At 53.1% G+C, this 16960-nt stretch carries 13 protein-coding genes; 8 read left to right on the top strand and 5 right to left on the bottom strand.

The genetic code is table 11. The annotated features are described in order from the left end of the window. Positions 1-28: 28 nt before the first annotated feature. The gene (locus MUN82_RS01175; RefSeq protein ID WP_245094111.1) at positions 29-3064 is read right to left on the bottom strand and encodes a TAT-variant-translocated molybdopterin oxidoreductase; all 3036 of its coding nucleotides are present in this window, start codon (positions 3062-3064) and stop codon (positions 29-31) included. A gap of 143 nt (positions 3065-3207) precedes the next feature. Next, entirely contained in the window at positions 3208-4560 is a 1353-nt protein-coding gene (locus MUN82_RS01170; RefSeq protein WP_245094109.1) for a cytochrome c3 family protein, read from the bottom strand. A 384-nt stretch (positions 4561-4944) separates the two neighbouring features. Here MUN82_RS01170 and rpsF point away from each other — a divergent pair, with 384 nt between their 5' ends. The 4 genes from rpsF to MUN82_RS01150 all read left to right on the top strand — a co-directional run bounded on the left by rpsF (position 4945) and on the right by MUN82_RS01150 (position 8534). Beyond that, entirely contained in the window at positions 4945-5319 is a 375-nt protein-coding gene (rpsF, locus tag MUN82_RS01165; protein ID WP_245094106.1) for a 30S ribosomal protein S6, read from the top strand. A 4-nt stretch (positions 5320-5323) separates the two neighbouring features. Then, a complete protein-coding gene (gene rpsR, locus MUN82_RS01160) occupies positions 5324-5575 on the top strand; it encodes a 30S ribosomal protein S18 (RefSeq protein ID WP_185281021.1) in 252 nt (83 codons plus the stop codon). Between the two features lie 105 nt (positions 5576-5680). Then, complete coding sequence (gene rplI / locus MUN82_RS01155) at positions 5681-6124, top strand: 50S ribosomal protein L9 (protein WP_245094103.1); 444 nt, start codon at positions 5681-5683, stop codon at positions 6122-6124. 241 nt (positions 6125-6365) lie between these two features. Continuing rightward, a complete protein-coding gene (locus MUN82_RS01150; RefSeq protein WP_245094100.1) occupies positions 6366-8534 on the top strand; it encodes a GSCFA domain-containing protein in 2169 nt (722 codons plus the stop codon). A gap of 58 nt (positions 8535-8592) precedes the next feature. Here MUN82_RS01150 and MUN82_RS01145 read toward each other — a convergent pair whose 3' ends face one another. Both MUN82_RS01145 and MUN82_RS01140 read right to left on the bottom strand, forming a co-directional pair. Next, on the bottom strand, positions 8593-9471 hold the full coding sequence (locus tag MUN82_RS01145; protein ID WP_245094098.1) for a ferritin-like domain-containing protein: 879 nt from the start codon (positions 9469-9471) through the stop codon (positions 8593-8595). Positions 9472-9518: 47 nt separating this feature from the next. After that, positions 9519-10280, bottom strand: a complete 762-nt coding sequence (locus tag MUN82_RS01140) for a ferritin-like domain-containing protein (RefSeq protein WP_245094096.1) — start codon at positions 10278-10280, stop codon at positions 9519-9521. Positions 10281-10639: 359 nt separating this feature from the next. Here MUN82_RS01140 and priA point away from each other — a divergent pair, with 359 nt between their 5' ends. Then, positions 10640-13180 carry a replication restart helicase PriA gene (gene priA / locus MUN82_RS01135; RefSeq protein ID WP_245094094.1) on the top strand — a complete coding sequence of 847 codons (2541 nt, stop codon included), beginning with the start codon at positions 10640-10642 and terminating at the stop codon, positions 13178-13180. Between the two features lie 145 nt (positions 13181-13325). Here the strand turns inward: priA and MUN82_RS01130 are convergent, their stop codons facing one another. Continuing rightward, positions 13326-13901 (bottom strand): hypothetical protein, encoded by a 576-nt coding sequence (locus MUN82_RS01130; RefSeq protein ID WP_245094091.1) that lies wholly within the window; start codon positions 13899-13901, stop codon positions 13326-13328. 416 nt (positions 13902-14317) lie between these two features. Here MUN82_RS01130 and MUN82_RS01125 point away from each other — a divergent pair, with 416 nt between their 5' ends. The 3 genes from MUN82_RS01125 (at position 14318) to MUN82_RS01115 (ending at position 16927) form a co-directional block, all read left to right on the top strand. After that, positions 14318-15106, top strand: a complete 789-nt coding sequence (locus MUN82_RS01125; protein ID WP_245094088.1) for a class I SAM-dependent methyltransferase — start codon at positions 14318-14320, stop codon at positions 15104-15106. 96 nt (positions 15107-15202) lie between these two features. Further along, on the top strand, positions 15203-16447 hold the full coding sequence (locus MUN82_RS01120) for an S-adenosylmethionine:tRNA ribosyltransferase-isomerase (protein ID WP_245094086.1): 1245 nt from the start codon (positions 15203-15205) through the stop codon (positions 16445-16447). Between the two features lie 93 nt (positions 16448-16540). After that, positions 16541-16927, top strand: coding sequence for a hypothetical protein (locus MUN82_RS01115; RefSeq protein WP_245094084.1), 387 nt, complete (start codon positions 16541-16543; stop codon positions 16925-16927). The last annotated feature ends 33 nt before the right edge of the window (positions 16928-16960 follow it).

Here is a 16960-nt window from a genome sequence, read left to right as displayed (position 1 = left end):
ACAATGAGTCTACTCCTATTCTCAATGGCTAGATCACAAATTCATTTCCGTTCTCCACGTTCCGGATCTTGGTCAGGTACGTGATATTCGGCTGCACGTTGATTTGATCGAGGACGTGGAAAGCTCGTTCGCCATCTTCGCGACGCAGTAGCTTTGAAATCCGCGACTCAGGGTCACGCATATCGCCAAATACGATGGCTTCTGTTGGGCAAGACTGTGCGCAAGCCGAAACAATTTCTCCATCCTTTGGACGACGTTTCTGCTTTTTGGCTTCCAGCTTACCCAACTGGATACGCTGTACGCAAAACGAGCATTTTTCCATTACGCCACGGGCTCGAACTGTTACATCGGGGTTGAGTACCATGCGGCCAAGGTCAGTGAACATGTGGCCGTTTACGTCTTCGAACTTCTCATTGGTGTAGTACGAGAACCAGTTGAAACGACGCACCTTGTAGGGGCAGTTGTTAGCACAATAGCGTGTACCTACGCAACGGTTATAGGTCATCTGGTTGAGACCTTCGGAGCTGTGGGTAGTAGCAAGCACCGGGCATACCGTTTCGCAAGGAGCGTGATTGCAGTGTTGGCAAAGCATTGGCTGGAAAATCACTTTTGGATTCTCAGCCGGATTTTCCATCGCAGCGTACGTAGCCAACTTACCTTCCGTCTCAAACTCGTCTCGGTGGTGGTCGGAGCTATAGTACCGGTCGATACGCATCCAGTGCATCTCGCGACGGTTGATTACTTCCTGTTTACCTACTACAGCTACGTTATTTTCGGCCTGGCATCCAATCACGCACGAGCCGCAGCCGATGCATGAGTTGAGGTCAATAGCCATTCCCCAATGGTGGTTTTTGTACTCGTAGTCCTGCCACAACGATACGCGAGCTGGAGCTTCTAAACCATCTGGGGTAGCAACTTTTTCGTATTCGGTTACCTCTTTTGGATTTTCGATATACTTTGCCAACGTTGCTTCTTGCACCACGGCCTTGCGGTCCATAATGGTATGGTGCGTTTGGGTCTGAGCAATCGTCTCTATAGCACCGGTTTTTTCCAGCTTGGCAGTGGTCGTATATACGATGCTATTGCCAGCCATTGTAGCTAATGGCAGAGCGTTGGCTCCTACCTTGTCACCTACTTTACCCGTCCGCTGACGACCGTATCCGATAGCAATGGCAACCGTACCCTTCGCTTGACCAGGCTGTATAAGCAAGGGAAGCTCTACTGACTTGCCATTAGCAGCCGTTACTTTTAGAACTTCGTTTTGCTCCCATCCATTGGCCTTTGCCATATCGTAAGGCACGCATACATAGTTGCCCCATGTGGCTTTAGAAACCGGATCGGGTAACTCTTGCAGCCATGGGTTATTCGCTTCCGAACCGTTGCCAACACCTACCTTCTCATATAGAACAAGTTCGACTTCGCCTGATTTGGCTGGTGCGCTCAATGCAGCAGCGGCAGCAGCGGCATCTATTGCCGTAACAGGAGTAACTGCAGGCGAGGCTGAACCCATCACTACGCCATCGTGTACAGCTTTATCCCAAGCAGCCTGGAAACCACTGGTGCCAAGTACACCACGCCATTGTGCACGTAGGAAATCGTAATAGCTTGTATTGTTACCAGCCCAAACCAATAGGCTCTCTTGCGCTTGACGGGTAGCAAACAGCGGTGAAATAGCTGGCTGAGCTAAGCTCAGATAGCCACGCTTCGGCTCGTAGTCATTCCACGACTCTAGGTAGTGATGATCGGGAACAGCGTATTTGCATAGAAACCCTGTCTCGTCGAGGCGGTCGTTGAGCGAAATGGTAAGGGGTAGGCCCGGCAGTGCTGCTGCAATGTCAGCTCCCATCGGGTGATCATATACCGGGTTAGCGTTATAGAAAATAACAGCCCCAACGCTCTTGTTTTTGATATCATTCACCAATTGCGTCATACGGGCATCACTACCCTGACGAACCAATGAAGGATTAGCCAAATCAACCGTTGTGCCTACATTACCCAACGATTGGTTGATGGCTGCCACCAACGCTTGTATGTTCGGATCGTTAGAGCCTGACACCACAACGCTACGGCCACGATTTGCCTTCAGCTCATTAGCAGCTTTGGCAAGGGTAGCGTTTTTATACGAACCACCACCGCCACCTACTACCGCATTGTATAGAGCTAGTGCTACAGCACCCATTTCGGATGGCTTCACAGGAACACGCATGTCAGCGTTAGCACCTGTCAGCGACATTGCCGTCTCAAACTGGTAATGCCGCGACATCGTCTTCTTGTCGCTCGACACTTTGCGTGTAGCAGCATATTGCTTAGCAAACTCTACCGGCGACAGCCACGTGCCAAGGAAATCAGCACCAAGGCTTACAATGACATTAGCTTGACCGAAGTTGTAGCTTGGCAGTATTCCGCCGTTAGCTTGCAGCAAGCCACTTGCCGAAACAACGTCATACTGCACGTGCTCCGTGTTAGGGTAACGTGCTGCAAATTCAGCAATAACCTTCTTGGTAGAAGGGCTAATGATGGTAGGTGATACGATGGCAATGCGGCCAGCCTGCGCTAGCTTCGCACGGATTTCGTTGTCTACTTTCGCTTTGTCTGCCTTCTTACGATCAATAGCGAAGTGTTGCAGACGTGCACCATCGTATAAGCTCAGCACTGAGGCTTGTGCACGTGCCGATAGACCGCCACGCGTAAGTGGCGACTCAGGGTTTCCTTCCAACTTAATTGGTCGACCATCGCGGGTCTTTACCAATACACTGTTGTAATCCTGGCCCGTGAAGTAAGTGGAGGCGTAGAAGTTAGCAATACCTGGATCTACCTCCTGAGGTTTATTCAGATACGGAATAGCCTTGCGAACCGGCGTTTCGCAGCTGGCAAGGGTAGCGGCAGCAATACCGAAACCCATCAGTTTGAGGAAGTCGCGGCGTGGGGCTACCACGGCGTCGGAAGAGCCATAGGTTTCTTTCACCGGCAAGAAGTCCGCGAATTCCGTCAACGCGTTCTTCACAAACTCCGGCGAGTTCTCCAGTTCCTCAATTCCCTTCCAGTACTTAGGCGACTCTTGCATTTGTGTATGGGGACTTAGGGTCTTAGAGATTGAGGTCATAATACTGACTTCTCATAATCTCCAAGTAAGGCTTGTTTAATATCTTTTATTGGTTGTCTCAGCAAGGCTCTATTGTGTGCAAAGAGCCTGCTGAGACATACAATTTAGTAGTGGCACTTCGAACACTCGGTACCACCGTTCGACGACACCGTGAAAGGTACAGCTCCATTGCTGTTGTCATGCAACTTCACGAGGTTATCGTAATAGGCATTGCCCTTTGTGTTGAGGGGCGTTTCGCGGTGGCAGTTGATGCACCAACCCATCGTCAAAGCAGAGTATTGATACACCACATCCATGTTTTGGATTGGGCCGTGGCAAGTCTGGCACTCTAGGCCACCCACTTGGGTGTGCTGTGAGTGGTTGAAGTACGCTAAGTCAGGTAAGTTGTGAATGCGTACCCATTGAATAGGCTGCTTGCGCTCAATGGCTCGGTAGATCTTTTTGATTTCCGGCGACTCTGTCTTAACCTGCGAGTGGCAGTTCATACAGATGTTAGCCGACGGAATATTAGCTGACTTGCTCTTATATACCGAGGTGTGACAGTAGGCGCAGTTAATCTGGTTTTCACCAGCGTGTAGCTTGTGCGAGAAAGCAATAGGTTGGGTAGGCTGATATCCCTGCGTCAGGCCAATACCCATGGCGGCTTGTACTGATTCATATAGCACTACCAAGATGAATACTGTAACGGCTATACCACGTACGGCACCTGACTTGTAAATCTTCGCGAAGTCAAAACGCTGATTCAGTTGTTCAACGTCGCGGCCACTCAGGTCTTTACGACCGCGCAGCACGTCTTTCATTAGGTTGGCTATGATAACCAGCGTTACCACTAGCACAATCAGCACTACTACCAGTACAATCAGCAGCATGTCGATGTACTGACCAGCTTCCGTGCTACCTTGGGCATTGGCACTCTCACCAGCACCCTCCGCTCCAGCAACTGGTGCACCTCCTGGGGCAGGGGCAGCACCACCTTCTTGCGAAACAGTGTAAGCGATAATCGACTTAATCTCATCATCCGACAGAGCGAAGCTAGGCATCTGTTGCTTGCCGTATTGCTCAAATAACTTCACAGCATATGGATCGCCACTGGCAACCATCTTACTGGAGTTTTTAATCCATGATATAATCCAAGGCATCGGGCGACGCTTCGTGATACCGGCCAATGCGGGTCCTACCACTACATCGTTGACGGCATGGCACTGAGCGCAGTTTCCTTTGAACAACGCATCACCGGCGGCAATAGCAGCAGCATCGCCGCCGCCAGCAGCAGGAGCAGCACCTTCCGCAGCTGCGGGGGCACCATCGGCACCGGCTGTAGCGCCGGGCGTTACACCTTCTTTGCTAACGGCTGGCGCTGAACCAACCTCCTGTGCCAATGACTGGCCTACGGTAGTAACCGTCAGGAAAAGAGCAAGAAGCAGTTTGGGAAGAGTACGAAATCGGATGCTATCCATAGCACAAATTGACTGGGAAGAAAGAAACGCAGGCGTGCATCAAGGCCACAAATGTAGGTTGGGAATCGCAGACAACAAACCACAAAAGCCGAAAATTAGCCTTTACGAGCTTGCTTAGAAGCATTCTAAAATACCTCACATTCTAGGAGTTATACTTATAACAACGATGCACCACTACTAAGTAGCTGTTACTTAGAGGAGTTATATCTATCTCTATAATATAGTAAAAATATGTAGTGAGGAACAGAGCAAATTCTGACTTCCAATTAGTTAAGGTTTGCCTTCATGTAATAAATAATAAGCTACTTATAGATAATAGGGTAAGAAAAGCGTATCTTTGCCGCCTCATTATAATTTTCACTCATTAATTTTCACCCCGTCGTAATGGAAGTAAGAAATTACGAGACGGTCTTCATTCTGACTCCCGTGCTGAACGAGAGCCAAGTGCAAGAGACGGTCGAGAAGTTCACCCAGGTGCTTAAGGAAAATAGCGCCGACATTGTCAACCAAGAGAGCTGGGGCCTGCGCAAGCTGGCCTATCCTATTCAGAAGAAATCAACTGGTTATTATTTCCTGGTTGAGTTCACTGGCGAGGGCAACATCGTGGATACGCTGGAGCTGGCGTTCCGCCGCGATGAGCGCGTTATCCGGTTTTTGACTACCGTGCTGGATAAGCATGCGGTGTCTTATAACCAGCGCCGCCGCAATGGCGAGATGAATCAGCAGAAAGCCAAACAACAATCGGAAGCCGCCGCCTAATACCATGAGCCTAGCCAACGAAAGAATCCACAAGCAGGAGCAGCGTAAGAAATACTGCCGCTTCAAGAAAAACGGCATCAAGTATGTCGATTATAAAGACCCGAACTTCCTGCTGAAGTTTGTGAATGAGCAGGGTCGTGTGTTACCCCGCCGCATCACGGGCACCAGCCTGAAGTTTCAGCGTAAAGTAGCGCAGGCAGTAGCTAAAGCGCGTCATCTGGCACTGATGCCCTACGTAACCGATTCGTTAAAATAGTTTCTAGTTATTGGTTTTTCGTTTTTGGTTATTGGCTGGTTTGCCGCCCATAGGTAGGCATACTGCCAAGAAACCAAAAACCAACAACCAGAAACCAACAAAGTCATGGAAGTAATTCTGAAAGACCACGTGAAGGGTCTGGGCGAGAAGAACGACATCGTAACGGTAAAGCCCGGCTACGGTCGTAACTACCTGCTGCCCCAGGGTCTGGCTATTCTGGCCGACAAATCAAATAAGAAAATCGTAGCTGAGAACGTACGTCAAGCTGCGCACAAGGCGGATAAAATCCAGGGCGACGCACAAGCCATTGCCGATAAAATCGGGGATATGGTTCTGGAAATTCCTGCTAAAGTGGGCGAAACTGGCAAGATCTTCGGCCGCGTAACTACGCTTCAGCTGGCTGATGCGCTGGCAAGCAAAGGTATTGAGGTAGAACGCAAGCGTATTTCGTTTGATCAAGAGCCTTCAACAGCTGGTGAGTATACGGCTACCCTAAACCTGCACAAAGAAGTGAAGCACCAGGTTCGCTTCAATGTAGTAGCTGAATAAGCTCTTCTCTTTTTAGTGAAAAGCCCGACTGCTTTCGTAGTCGGGCTTTTTCATTGCCGAAGGAGCAGTGCTGTAGCCGGCTGGCGCTGACCTCCGTATTAGTGAACTGGTTTATATACGCAATTTACTCCCATCTTTGTCCGTAAGAGCCTTACTCATGCAGTTGCCGCGCTTCGGTGGCGCGCGATTTATGAGTGGTATAGCGTATTTGTTGGCTGATTATCGGCCCTAGCTTCCTTGCATGTTTCGTACTGAACTTCCTCTTGTTTCCTACCCTCACCAGTTGCCGCATGCCGCACGGGTGTTGACGGTGGGCTCCTGTTTCGCGGAGACCATTGGCGCGCGCCTAGTCGAGCATAAGGTCGCAGCCGTTGTGAATCCGTTTGGCATTGTTTTCAACCCACTCACAGCTTGCCAGTTGCTACGCGCAGCGGCTGGTGAGGATATGGATTGGCAGCAGCACTTGGTAGAAGCCCGTGGCCGTTGGCAGAGCTACGACTTGCATGCTACTATTGGCGCCGATTCGCCAGTAACGCTATTGCAGCAAATTCAGGAGCTAGTACAGCAAACCGGGGAGTTTTTGCGCACTGCCAACGTGGTGGTGCTGACGCTGGGAACTGCTTTCGTATACCGGCTGCGTGCTACGGGTGAGCTGGTAAGCAACTGCCACAAAATTTCGGCTGATCAGTTTGAGAAAGAATTGCTGACTCCGGATGAAATTATTAATGCTGTGGCGGAGACGCACGCTTACCTGCGACGGCACAATCCGCAGCTACGGTTTATTCTGACGGTGAGCCCTGTGCGTCATCTGAAGGATACGCTTCCGTTGAACGCTGTGAGCAAATCGGCGCTTCGGCTGGCCTGCCATTACTTGAGTGAGCTGCTACCCGACGTATCGTATTTTCCAGCCTACGAACTGCTACTCGATGATTTACGCGATTATCGCTTCTATGCCGATGATATGCTGCATCCTTCTACGGTGGCGCAGGAGTACATCTGGGAACGATTTACGCGCACATATTTCGACGCTGCTTTCGGTCGCTTCAAGAAGGAGTGGCATTCGCTACGGCAGGCACTCAATCATCGGCCATTGTATGCAGCTGCTCCCGAGCACCGTCAGTTTTTGGAGGCGACACTGGAGCGCTTGCGGCGCCTAAGCGAGCAAGTGGATGTAGCAGCCGAAATGGATGCGGTAGAACAGCAGCTTTTAGCCCTACCCCTGCCCCCTGCCCCTACACCGGCACCAGAGCCAGAGGACGATGAAGAGCGTATTGATATCGGCGAGTATGCTACAACTATAGCACCAGCAGAGTCTGTAGCAGTGGTGGGAGAGGAAGCTATGCAAGAAGAAATGCCGGAGTCTCTACCCTCAACACCCGTTGCGTCAGAACCCGAACTGGTAGTGGATGAAATAGCGACTCCTCTTCCCAAGAAAAAGCGGCGAAGCCGAGGTGGGGCCAAGCGTACGGCCCGCAAACGTGCTGCGCTCGAAGCCCTGGCCGCGCAGGAAGCGGACTTAGCAACTCAATCGGATACTGATCCTTCGGTAACTGAAACTACCCTGCTGCCGACCCCTGAAGCAGTATACGAATCAGTTGTCGTAGCAGAGCCGGTTGAGGCAGAAGCTGTTGAGGCTACCATTTCCACCCACGCGGAAGCAGAGGAGACCGATACAGCGCAAAAGCCCCGAAAAGGTCGTACAGCCGGCCAGATACTGGCCGATAAGAAAAAGGCCAGACGTTCGGGCAAGAATCGTGGCCGTCAGCTAGCCCCTCTCTATGCTACGCCTGACATGGTTTCTGCGGATAACATGCCCGAAGAGGGTAGCGAACAGCTTTCAGAAGAAGCTATAGTGCCGGTCCTGCTTTCGGAAACAGCACCTACACCTGCGCCATCCCCTACCCCACCCAACACCGAAGAGCATACAGCTAGCGTTCCTGCTGCAACCACTTCCCCCACTACGGTACCAGAACCGGTAGCGTCCTCGCCTGTAGCGCCTGAACTACCTACAAAAGCGCCGGAAAGCATGGAGGTGGTCGGTGACGGAGTACCACCTGTTTCTCAGCCCGAGACAGAAGCAATACCTACTCGCAAAACAACCAAGTCCAAGGCTCCAGCAAAGCCCCGAGCTTCGCGCAGCAAGAAGGCCCCCGCTGCACCCGTTCCAACTGATGCCACGGCTCCAGAACCAGTTGCTACCCCAGATCCAGCCGTACCTAAGCCCAAACAGCCCCGCAAGAAGGCTGCTAAATCCCCTTCCCCGGCGGCATATCCTACACCACAGCCCTCAATAGAATTGCCTGTGGCCGATACTGCACCAGCGTCGGAAACACTGCCTACCCCACCCAAGCGACGCACTCGACCAGCCCGCAAGAAACCAGCAACACCCGACGATACCCCCGCGACATAGAGTAGAAAACAAAAGGGCAGCCGTAGGGCTGCCCTTTTGTGCACTTGGTATTGCCAGGCTATTTCAAAAAGTTGCTGGCAATAGCTAAGACGGTCGTCACATCCAGCGGCTCGTCGAACGCCTCAGATGCCTGATCGGCCGTCACGTTGGGAATAGACGTGAGGTTGATACCGGCCTGCGTTACGTTTGCTTCGGAGGGGTACATATCAGCCGGCATGCCGGGGCCGTAGACTGGAGCCGTTATGCCAGGTCGCGGGCCGCCGCCATCGTTACCGGTAATCCAACTCTTGGGAAGGCCATTGGCCTGCGTGCCCCCACGGCGCATGGTGCGAATGTGGGACGCGTGGCGGGCTTCAACTGAGTGAATGTTCAGAGCAGCTTCAAGCACGGTATTGTTGTCGATCAGCAGCGGAGCGCCGCCTTTATAGGCGCGCACACCGGTGTCCTCAAAAGCCTGTGCTAGCGCCAGGAAATTAAACCGGTCGCGAAATACTTCCGGAATCAGCGGGGCACGTTTGCCACCCTTTGAGCCAGTGAAGTCGAAATCGTTGGCAGTGAGCGGCGCAATAGCGCTGCTACCCAGTACAGTTTTCAGGAAGTTGACGTGCTTCAATTCATCGTCGCGGATGATAGTGATGGCGGCCAGATCAGCCTGCACAAACAGGTTCCGCGTTTTCACGCCCATATCGTAGAAGTAGTATTCCAGGTATTCCAGTGTCAGGGCAAAGTTCAGCACGTCCGTTACCTGCTTGCCTAAGCCTGACGATTGCCCGTAGGCTTTCTGAAACATTGCCCCCATAGCCAGGGGTACGGCTGCCGTAGCGAGCTTTTTGCCGAAGCCGGCAAAGTGCTTGAACACCTGACGACGCTGGTCGAGCCGCTCGTAGACTTCCGGATCTACCTTCTCGATTTCGGCGAGTATGTTGAGAATATTCATGGAGTAGTGGTTTACAGAACAGAAGGATGTGAGAGTATAAAGCGCGATTACTCGGTGGGCAGGTTGCTCACGTTCAGCTTCGAGCCTTCTTTTAGGAAATTGTTGGCAATAGCCACTACCTGGGCGGGTGTCATCGATTTTTCCAGGCCATTCTGGTCTACCACATCGGCGCCCACAAACGTGTTGTACTCCAAGAAGTCGCGGATAATAGCGGCGTGACGGGCTTCTACCGATACAATCTTACCGGCAATAGCCAAGTAAGCGGCCGTCTTGATGAGCTTACCAGCACCGTTATAGGCTGCTACTCCTAGGTCCTCAAATGCCTTGGCTACGCTGAGCACACCCTGCTTGGTGCGAAAGTCAATGCTCGAAAAATCTACCTCCAGGTCTTTAATAGGGGTAGCACCGGCAGCAGTAATAGCCTGCTTGAAAAATTCGCGGTGGATTCGCTCGTGTGCCTCAATATCGCGCAGAGCCACCCGTTGCGGAGCCGAAGTGCTGTTGTAGTACTGCGTTTGTAATACCTGCGCATAGAAAGCAGCCTCCAATTGCTCCAGTGCATACGCATAGTTCAACACGCCTACATCGCCACTACCTACATCCACCATGTTCGCCATGTCAGTGGCATTGGCACTGGCATCTTGGGTCTTCACTACATCCTCCATCACATCGTTGCAACCGGCCAGAGCTAAGCCGCCCATGGCTAACCCCAGCCCGGTGTAGCGCAAGAAAGTGCGCCGCTCCAGTGGCGTCTGTAGCTCCTCACTAAGGCCTTGGGCTTTAGTGGCATCGTGCATCACTTTAGACATATTTTTTTGAGTTAAAAGGTGAGAATACAAAGCCTACGCAAACCATTGCGGACCTGGATTTACCCCTTTTTCTTGTTTGCCTATAATACCCAAATTATGCACGCAACCCGCAGTACTTTAGCAAGTTGATATGCTTTTTACAAGAGCGAGAGCCTATGTAACATCATCGGCTTGATGAACGAAATGCTTTTCATTCAATTGAATGCATCTGCTCATAGTAGAGCTTGCTAAGACAATTACTGTACTAGGCACTCCCGCTTCTGAACGCCGGGTTAAAGTCAGAATAGGGGCAACTATGCGCCCCCGAAACGGTTATCTTTGCAGTCCGCTTTTGACTTTCGCCTGATAGCTTTCTTCTTTTGAGCCTTTCGTTTGACTTTGTGCAGCCGGAACCGGTGGCCACTGACCGCGTTACGTTATTCGCGGACGTGATTTTGCCCCTACCTCTGCCCAAACTATATACCTATCGTGTACCCTATGAGCTGAATGATCATGTGGTGATTGGCGGACGTGTGATTGTGCAGTTTGGCGCCAAAAAAACACTGAGCTGTATTGTAGCCGCCGTGCACGAAACGCCACCCAAGGAGTATCAAGCGAAGTACATCCTGGAGTTCATCGACGACGCGCCGGTAGTGACGCAGCCACAACTGAAGCTGTTTCGCTGGATAGCTGACTATTATATGTGCACGTTGGGCGAGGTGATTAATGCTGCCCTACCCGCTGCGCTTAAGCTTAGTTCCGAGAGCCGCATTCAGTTGCATCCAGCTTTTGGGGTAGAGGAAAATCCCTACCCCCTCAGCGAGCAGGAAGAACGCATTGTGGAAACCCTGCGGGGGGGCGAGGAAGGCAAGTCGCTGACGTTTACGGAGGTAGGCGACCTACTCGGCATTAGCTCTTTTCACCGCGTGATCAAGTCGCTGATGCAGAAGGAGGTTATCTTTCTGTTCGAGCATCTGAGCGACAAGTACTCTCCTAAGGTGGTGAAGAAAGTACGCTTGGCTCACACGTTTGTGGCCGAAGCGGCGCTGGAAGAGCTGTTTCAACGGTTGGCTACCAAGCCCAAGCAGCTGGACGTGCTGATGCGCTTTCTGCAAAAGGTACCCATCTACCAAAACGAGCATGCCAACCACCAGGGTATCGAGAAGGCCTACCTTTCCAGTGCTCCACACCTCTCGGCCTCGGCCGTCAATACGCTGATTAAAAACGGTATTCTGGAACAGTTCGACGTGATTGTGTCGCGCTTCCCGCTGGACCACACGGCCGAAACGCGACTGAATTTCACGCTGAGTGAGGCGCAGAGCACAGCCCACGCGGATATTTTGCGGCAGTTTGCTGAAAAAGATATTGTGCTGCTACACGGCGTGACGGGCGCGGGCAAGACCGAAATCTACATCGACCTCATCCAGCAGGCCATGCAAGGCGGTGGGCAGGTGCTATACTTATTACCCGAAATTGCCCTCACGGCCCAGATCGTGACGCGCCTGATGCGGGTGTTTGGCAGCCGGCTGGGCGTATACCACTCCAAATTCTCCGACAATGAGCGGGTAGAGGTATGGAACGGGGTGCTGTCGGGTCGGTTTCAGGTGGTGGTGGGCGTGCGCTCCGCCGTGTTCCTACCCTTTGATAACTTGGCCTTGGTGATTGTGGATGAGGAGCACGAGTCAAGTTACAAGCAGTATGACCCGGCGCCGCGCTATAATGCCCGTGAGGTAGCCCTGATGATGGCCAACTTTCAGGGGGCCAAAACCCTGCTGGGCTCGGCTACGCCTGCTGTAGAAACCTATTACCAGACGCGCGCGGGCCGCTACGGCCTAGTAGAGCTGACCAAGCGCTACGGCGAGGCTGGCCTACCCGAAATTGAGTTGGTAGATACTCGCAAGAGCCGAGAGCAGAAAACCATGCTCAACCACTTCACGCCTGAGCTGATGCAGGAGATGGAGCGCAAGCTGGGCGCACAGGAACAGGTGATTCTGTTTCAGAACCGGCGCGGCTACTCGCCCTTCATCAACTGCCTCGACTGTGGTTGGATACCGAAGTGTAAGAGCTGCGCCGTGAGCCTGAGCTACCACAAGCACGTGCACGAGCTGCGCTGCCACTACTGCGGATACCACGAGCGGATGCCAGTGGAGTGCCCCGCCTGCGGTTCGCGCAACCTCAAAACGGTAGGTTTCGGCACAGAAAAGCTGGAAGACGACCTAAAGATCATGCTGCCTGAAGCACAGGTGCAGCGCATGGATCTGGACACTACGCGCGCCAAAAATGCGTACCAGCAGATTATCAGCGACTTTGAGCAGCAAAAGACGAATATCCTGGTAGGTACCCAAATGGTGACCAAGGGGCTGGACTTTGCCAACGTAAGCCTAGTGGGCATCATCAATGCCGATAGCATCATTCACTACCCCGATTTCCGGGCGCACGAGCGGGCCTACCAGATGTTTGTGCAGGTGAGTGGCCGCGCCGGCCGCAAGGGGAAGAAGGGTAAGGTGATTATCCAGACCGGCGACCCGTTGCAGGTGATTTTTGACAAGGTGATTCGCAACGACTACCTGGAGTTTTACGAGTACGAAATCACGCAGCGGCGCGAGCACGGCTACCCGCCGTTTATGCGCGTGATTCGCCTCACTGTGAAACACGTAGACCAGCTTCTAGCCGAGCAAGCGGCAATCCTACTCACACAGGAATTGGTGGACCGCCTGGGCCGTGAGGCCGTGCTAGGGCCGGAAGCACCGTATATTTTCCGAATCCGCAATTTCTATTTGCAGGAAATCACGATCAAGCTCAGCCGCGAGCATACCGTTCTGAAATCGGCGAAGAATGATATTCGCGATTCGATTAACATCGTGAAGGACCAAAAGGAATTCAAGCAGGCGCGTATTGCGGCCGACGTGGACCCGATGTAATCTTAGGCCTAACGCGCGGCACGCTGCGGTTTCAAAAAGAGTATTCGAGCACTGTACTTGCTTCTAACAACTAAAAGTGCATAAAAAAGCGCCCGACTATCTATCAGATAGCCGGGCGCTTCTTTGGTAATGTGGTTCTAAACCATTAAGCCATGTCGAGCAAGCCCAATACAATGAATACGATACCTACGATGGCGATAATACCACCTAGCACACCGAAGATACCGCTAATGAAGGAGAGCAGGCTCACCAGCAAACCAACCAGCACCAGAATGATACCCGTGCGGATATTGCCATCGAGACGGTTGGTTTCGGCCGTTTCGTTTTTCTGCTTTATCTGCATTTTGCTGGCTACCTTATTCGCCTGCTTGGTTACTTTGTTCACCAGAGCTTTTTGCATCAGGTTCAGCTTCTGCGCTTTGGCTGGCTTGGTAGCGGGTGCCGGTGTAGTTACTGGTGCAGCAGCCTCTACTGGTGCAGTTGCAACTGCAGGCGCTGTAGCTACTACCGGAGCTTCGATAGGAGCAGCAGCTGGCGTTTGTGGAGCGGCTACTTCAGGAGCTGGAGTAGGCTTAGGCGCCGTAGCGGTGTACTGCATGCCATGGTAGGCCTGCGTTTTGGGCAACATGGCGTACTCAGCGCGGTTGCAGCTTGTGAGAGCAGTGGCAGTTACCAGCAAGGCAACAACACCACGTTGCAGAGAGAGAAGGTGTTTTTTCATACAGGCAAAGGTAGAATGAATATCGCCCTATACGAATAAAGCAGTAGCGCGGCTGAAATGGTAGTGCATTTCGCTGCACCCACTATAACTAAACAACACATAGTAAGCATATTATATATGGTAAATTAGATGATAATACCCCATCTGACCGCCGGCAGCAGCTAGCATTCCGCTGATTCAGGGTACTCCTTTTTTCAGCGGTTCCCATATTTTTTTCTTTATATCATCGTTAGGTAACTGTACTGCTACTTGTCTTATGCACCGTCCGAACCAGGTAGTACACGTGCCTATCAGTCTATCAGCTATGGTAAGTAAACTGGTACTTTCGGCGTAATCCATGTAATCCGGTGCCTCGGCAGAACGCTTCTTCACTGCCAGTCGTTTCAGAGGCTACTCCCACCAATATTTCTGACTTCATGTCTTTATCTGCTCTTCCTACGCGGTGGTTGCTACCTATGTGCGGTAGTGTTGCATTTTCCGTTGCCTGCACGCAGTTGCCCACCGAAAGCGTCAATACCACGAGCCTCACCGCGGAGCGCCATACCCTGATGGCACCCGACACCACAGGCTACGAGTTTCGGCCAGCCGCTGACCCCAACGGTATCAGCAAGTACTACAAGGGTAGGCAGATTGCCCACGTGATGGGCCACGAAGGAGCCGACTGGCTGGAGCGCCCCAATCGTAACCGGGAAGAGGGCACGGATATTCTGTTGCGGGAACTGCAACTGAAACCTACCGATGTAGTAGCCGACCTAGGGGCGGGCACAGGCTATTTCACGTTTCGGATGGCGCCACTGGTGCCGCAGGGCAAGGTACTGGCTGTGGATATTCAGTCTGAAATGCTAACGGCCATTCAGCAGAACAAGGCCAAGCAACATATTACGAATGTAGAGGCTGTGAAGGGCACCACGCAGAACCCCAATCTGCCGGCCAACCAGGTTGACCTAGTGCTGATTGTAGACGCCTACCACGAGTTTGACTACCCCCGCGAGATGATGCGCGCTGTGCGTGCTTCGCTGACTCCCACTGGCCGCGTAGCGTTGGTGGAGTACCGCGCCGAGGACCCTAGCGTGCCCATCAAGCGCCTACACAAGCTCAGCATAGACCAGGCCCGCAAGGAAATGGCGGCGGTAGGGCTGGAATTTATAGAGAGCGTGGAAACACTACCCCAACAGCACCTGATGTTTTTCCAGAGAGCAAAGTAGTTGATAACGAATTAAGTAGTATCAGACTAACGTTGGGCGGAAGCCAATTCCTCACCCGGCGTTGTTCACTGCTGCCTGATTGCAGACCTTTGCCGTATGTCTGTTGCCCCTACCCCCGACCCGCGCCAGCTTTCCATCCAGGACTTCACCTATCAGCTACCCCCAGAGCGCATTGCGCCGGAGCCCCTCGCGCACCGCGACCAGTCGCGCCTGTTGGTCTACCGCCAAGGGCACATCACCGATCAGCGCTTTCATACCCTACCCGCCGAGTTGCCCACCGACTCGCTATTAGTTTTCAACGACACCAAGGTAGTACGGGCGCGCCTGTTTGCGCACAAACCTACCGGTGGCATAGTAGAGCTGTTTTGCCTGGAACCAGTGGCCCCGCACCGCGCCATTGAGCTCGCCATGCAGCAAACCGGCAGCTGCGTTTGGAAATGCCTAGTAGGCAATGGTAAACGCTGGAAAGCCGGGCCAGTACAGGTGGAGTTTGAGGTGAACGGCGAAACGGCAGTGCTCACGGCTGAGCGGCAAGAAGTAGCGGAGGGGTATTCGCTGATTGCCTTCCGCTGGACGCCCCCTACCCTACCCTTTGCCGAGGTACTGCGTGCAGCTGGTCACTTGCCCCTTCCTCCCTACCTCAACCGCGCCGATACCGACCTGGATGCCGTGCGCTATCAAACGGTGTATGCCGCCCACGAAGGGGCAGTGGCAGCGCCTACCGCCGGCCTGCACTTTTCCGACGCGGTGCTGGCCGAGCTGGATGCGCGGGGCGTTGGGCGGGCTACCGTAACGCTGCACGTGGGGGCCGGTACTTTCCAGCCCGTGAAGGCCGACCACATGGCCGACCACCCCATGCACGCCGAGCCGATCAGCGTGGAGCGTGACTTACTGCAACGACTGCTGACACACGCGCCCCGGCCGGTTATTGCCGTGGGTACCACCAGCCTGCGCACCCTGGAGAGCTTGTATTGGCTGGGGGCTCAATTGTTGCGTGAGCCCCAAGCAGCCGTAGCAGCCTTGCATCTCACGCAATGGGAGCCCTACCATCCCTCCCCTGCTCCTACCCTGGAAGCGGCCCTGCAAGCACTGCTGGCTTACCTCGACCAGCACCAGACCGATACGCTGCACGCCACTACGCAGCTTCTCATCGCGCCCGGCTACACGTTTCGGGTGGTGCGGGGCCTCATCACTAATTTCCATCAGCCCGAAAGCACCTTGCTACTTTTGGTAGCTGCTCTGCTAGGCCCCGACTGGCGGCGCGTTTACGACCATGCCCTGGCTCACGACTACCGTTTTCTGAGCTACGGCGACAGTTCATTGCTGCTTCCGAATGGCTAAAATGGCCAGGAGCTGGCAGGAAGATTACGCGCAAAAGGCAACCATTTTCGCACGAATCGTATAGGAGAGAGACATATTTTTCCCCCTGACATCATGAAAAAGTTTCTTTTGCTTATAGCTACCGTGGCCCTTTCTTCGGCCGCTTTTGCCCAGACTACCACGCAAACCACCACTACAACCACCGAAGAGCGCTCCAGAGCTGGTGAGGTTGTTCACGACGCCAAAGAAGGTGTAGAAACCGGAGCTAAAGCCACCGGCCGCGCTGTGAAGAAGGGCGCCAAAAAAACCGGCAATGCTGTAGAAACCGGTGCTGAGGCTACCGGCGACTTTGCTAAGAAGGCCGGCCGTAAAACCAAGCACGGCGTGAAGCAAGGTGCTGAAGCTACTGGCGACTTTGCAAAGAAAGCCGCTCGCAAAACCAAGCGTGGTGTGAAAAAAGGCGCCAACGCTGTTGAGGAGCAAGCCGATAAGACGTTCTAGTTTGTCCCGTCTTTCAATACAAACAAAAAGCCC

It is taken from the genome of Hymenobacter aerilatus (assembly GCF_022921095.1).
Classification (GTDB): Bacteria; Bacteroidota; Bacteroidia; order Cytophagales; family Hymenobacteraceae; genus Hymenobacter; species Hymenobacter aerilatus.
The sequence above is the reverse complement of the archived record's forward strand: the minus strand, read 5'-3'. Positions and strand labels throughout refer to the sequence as shown.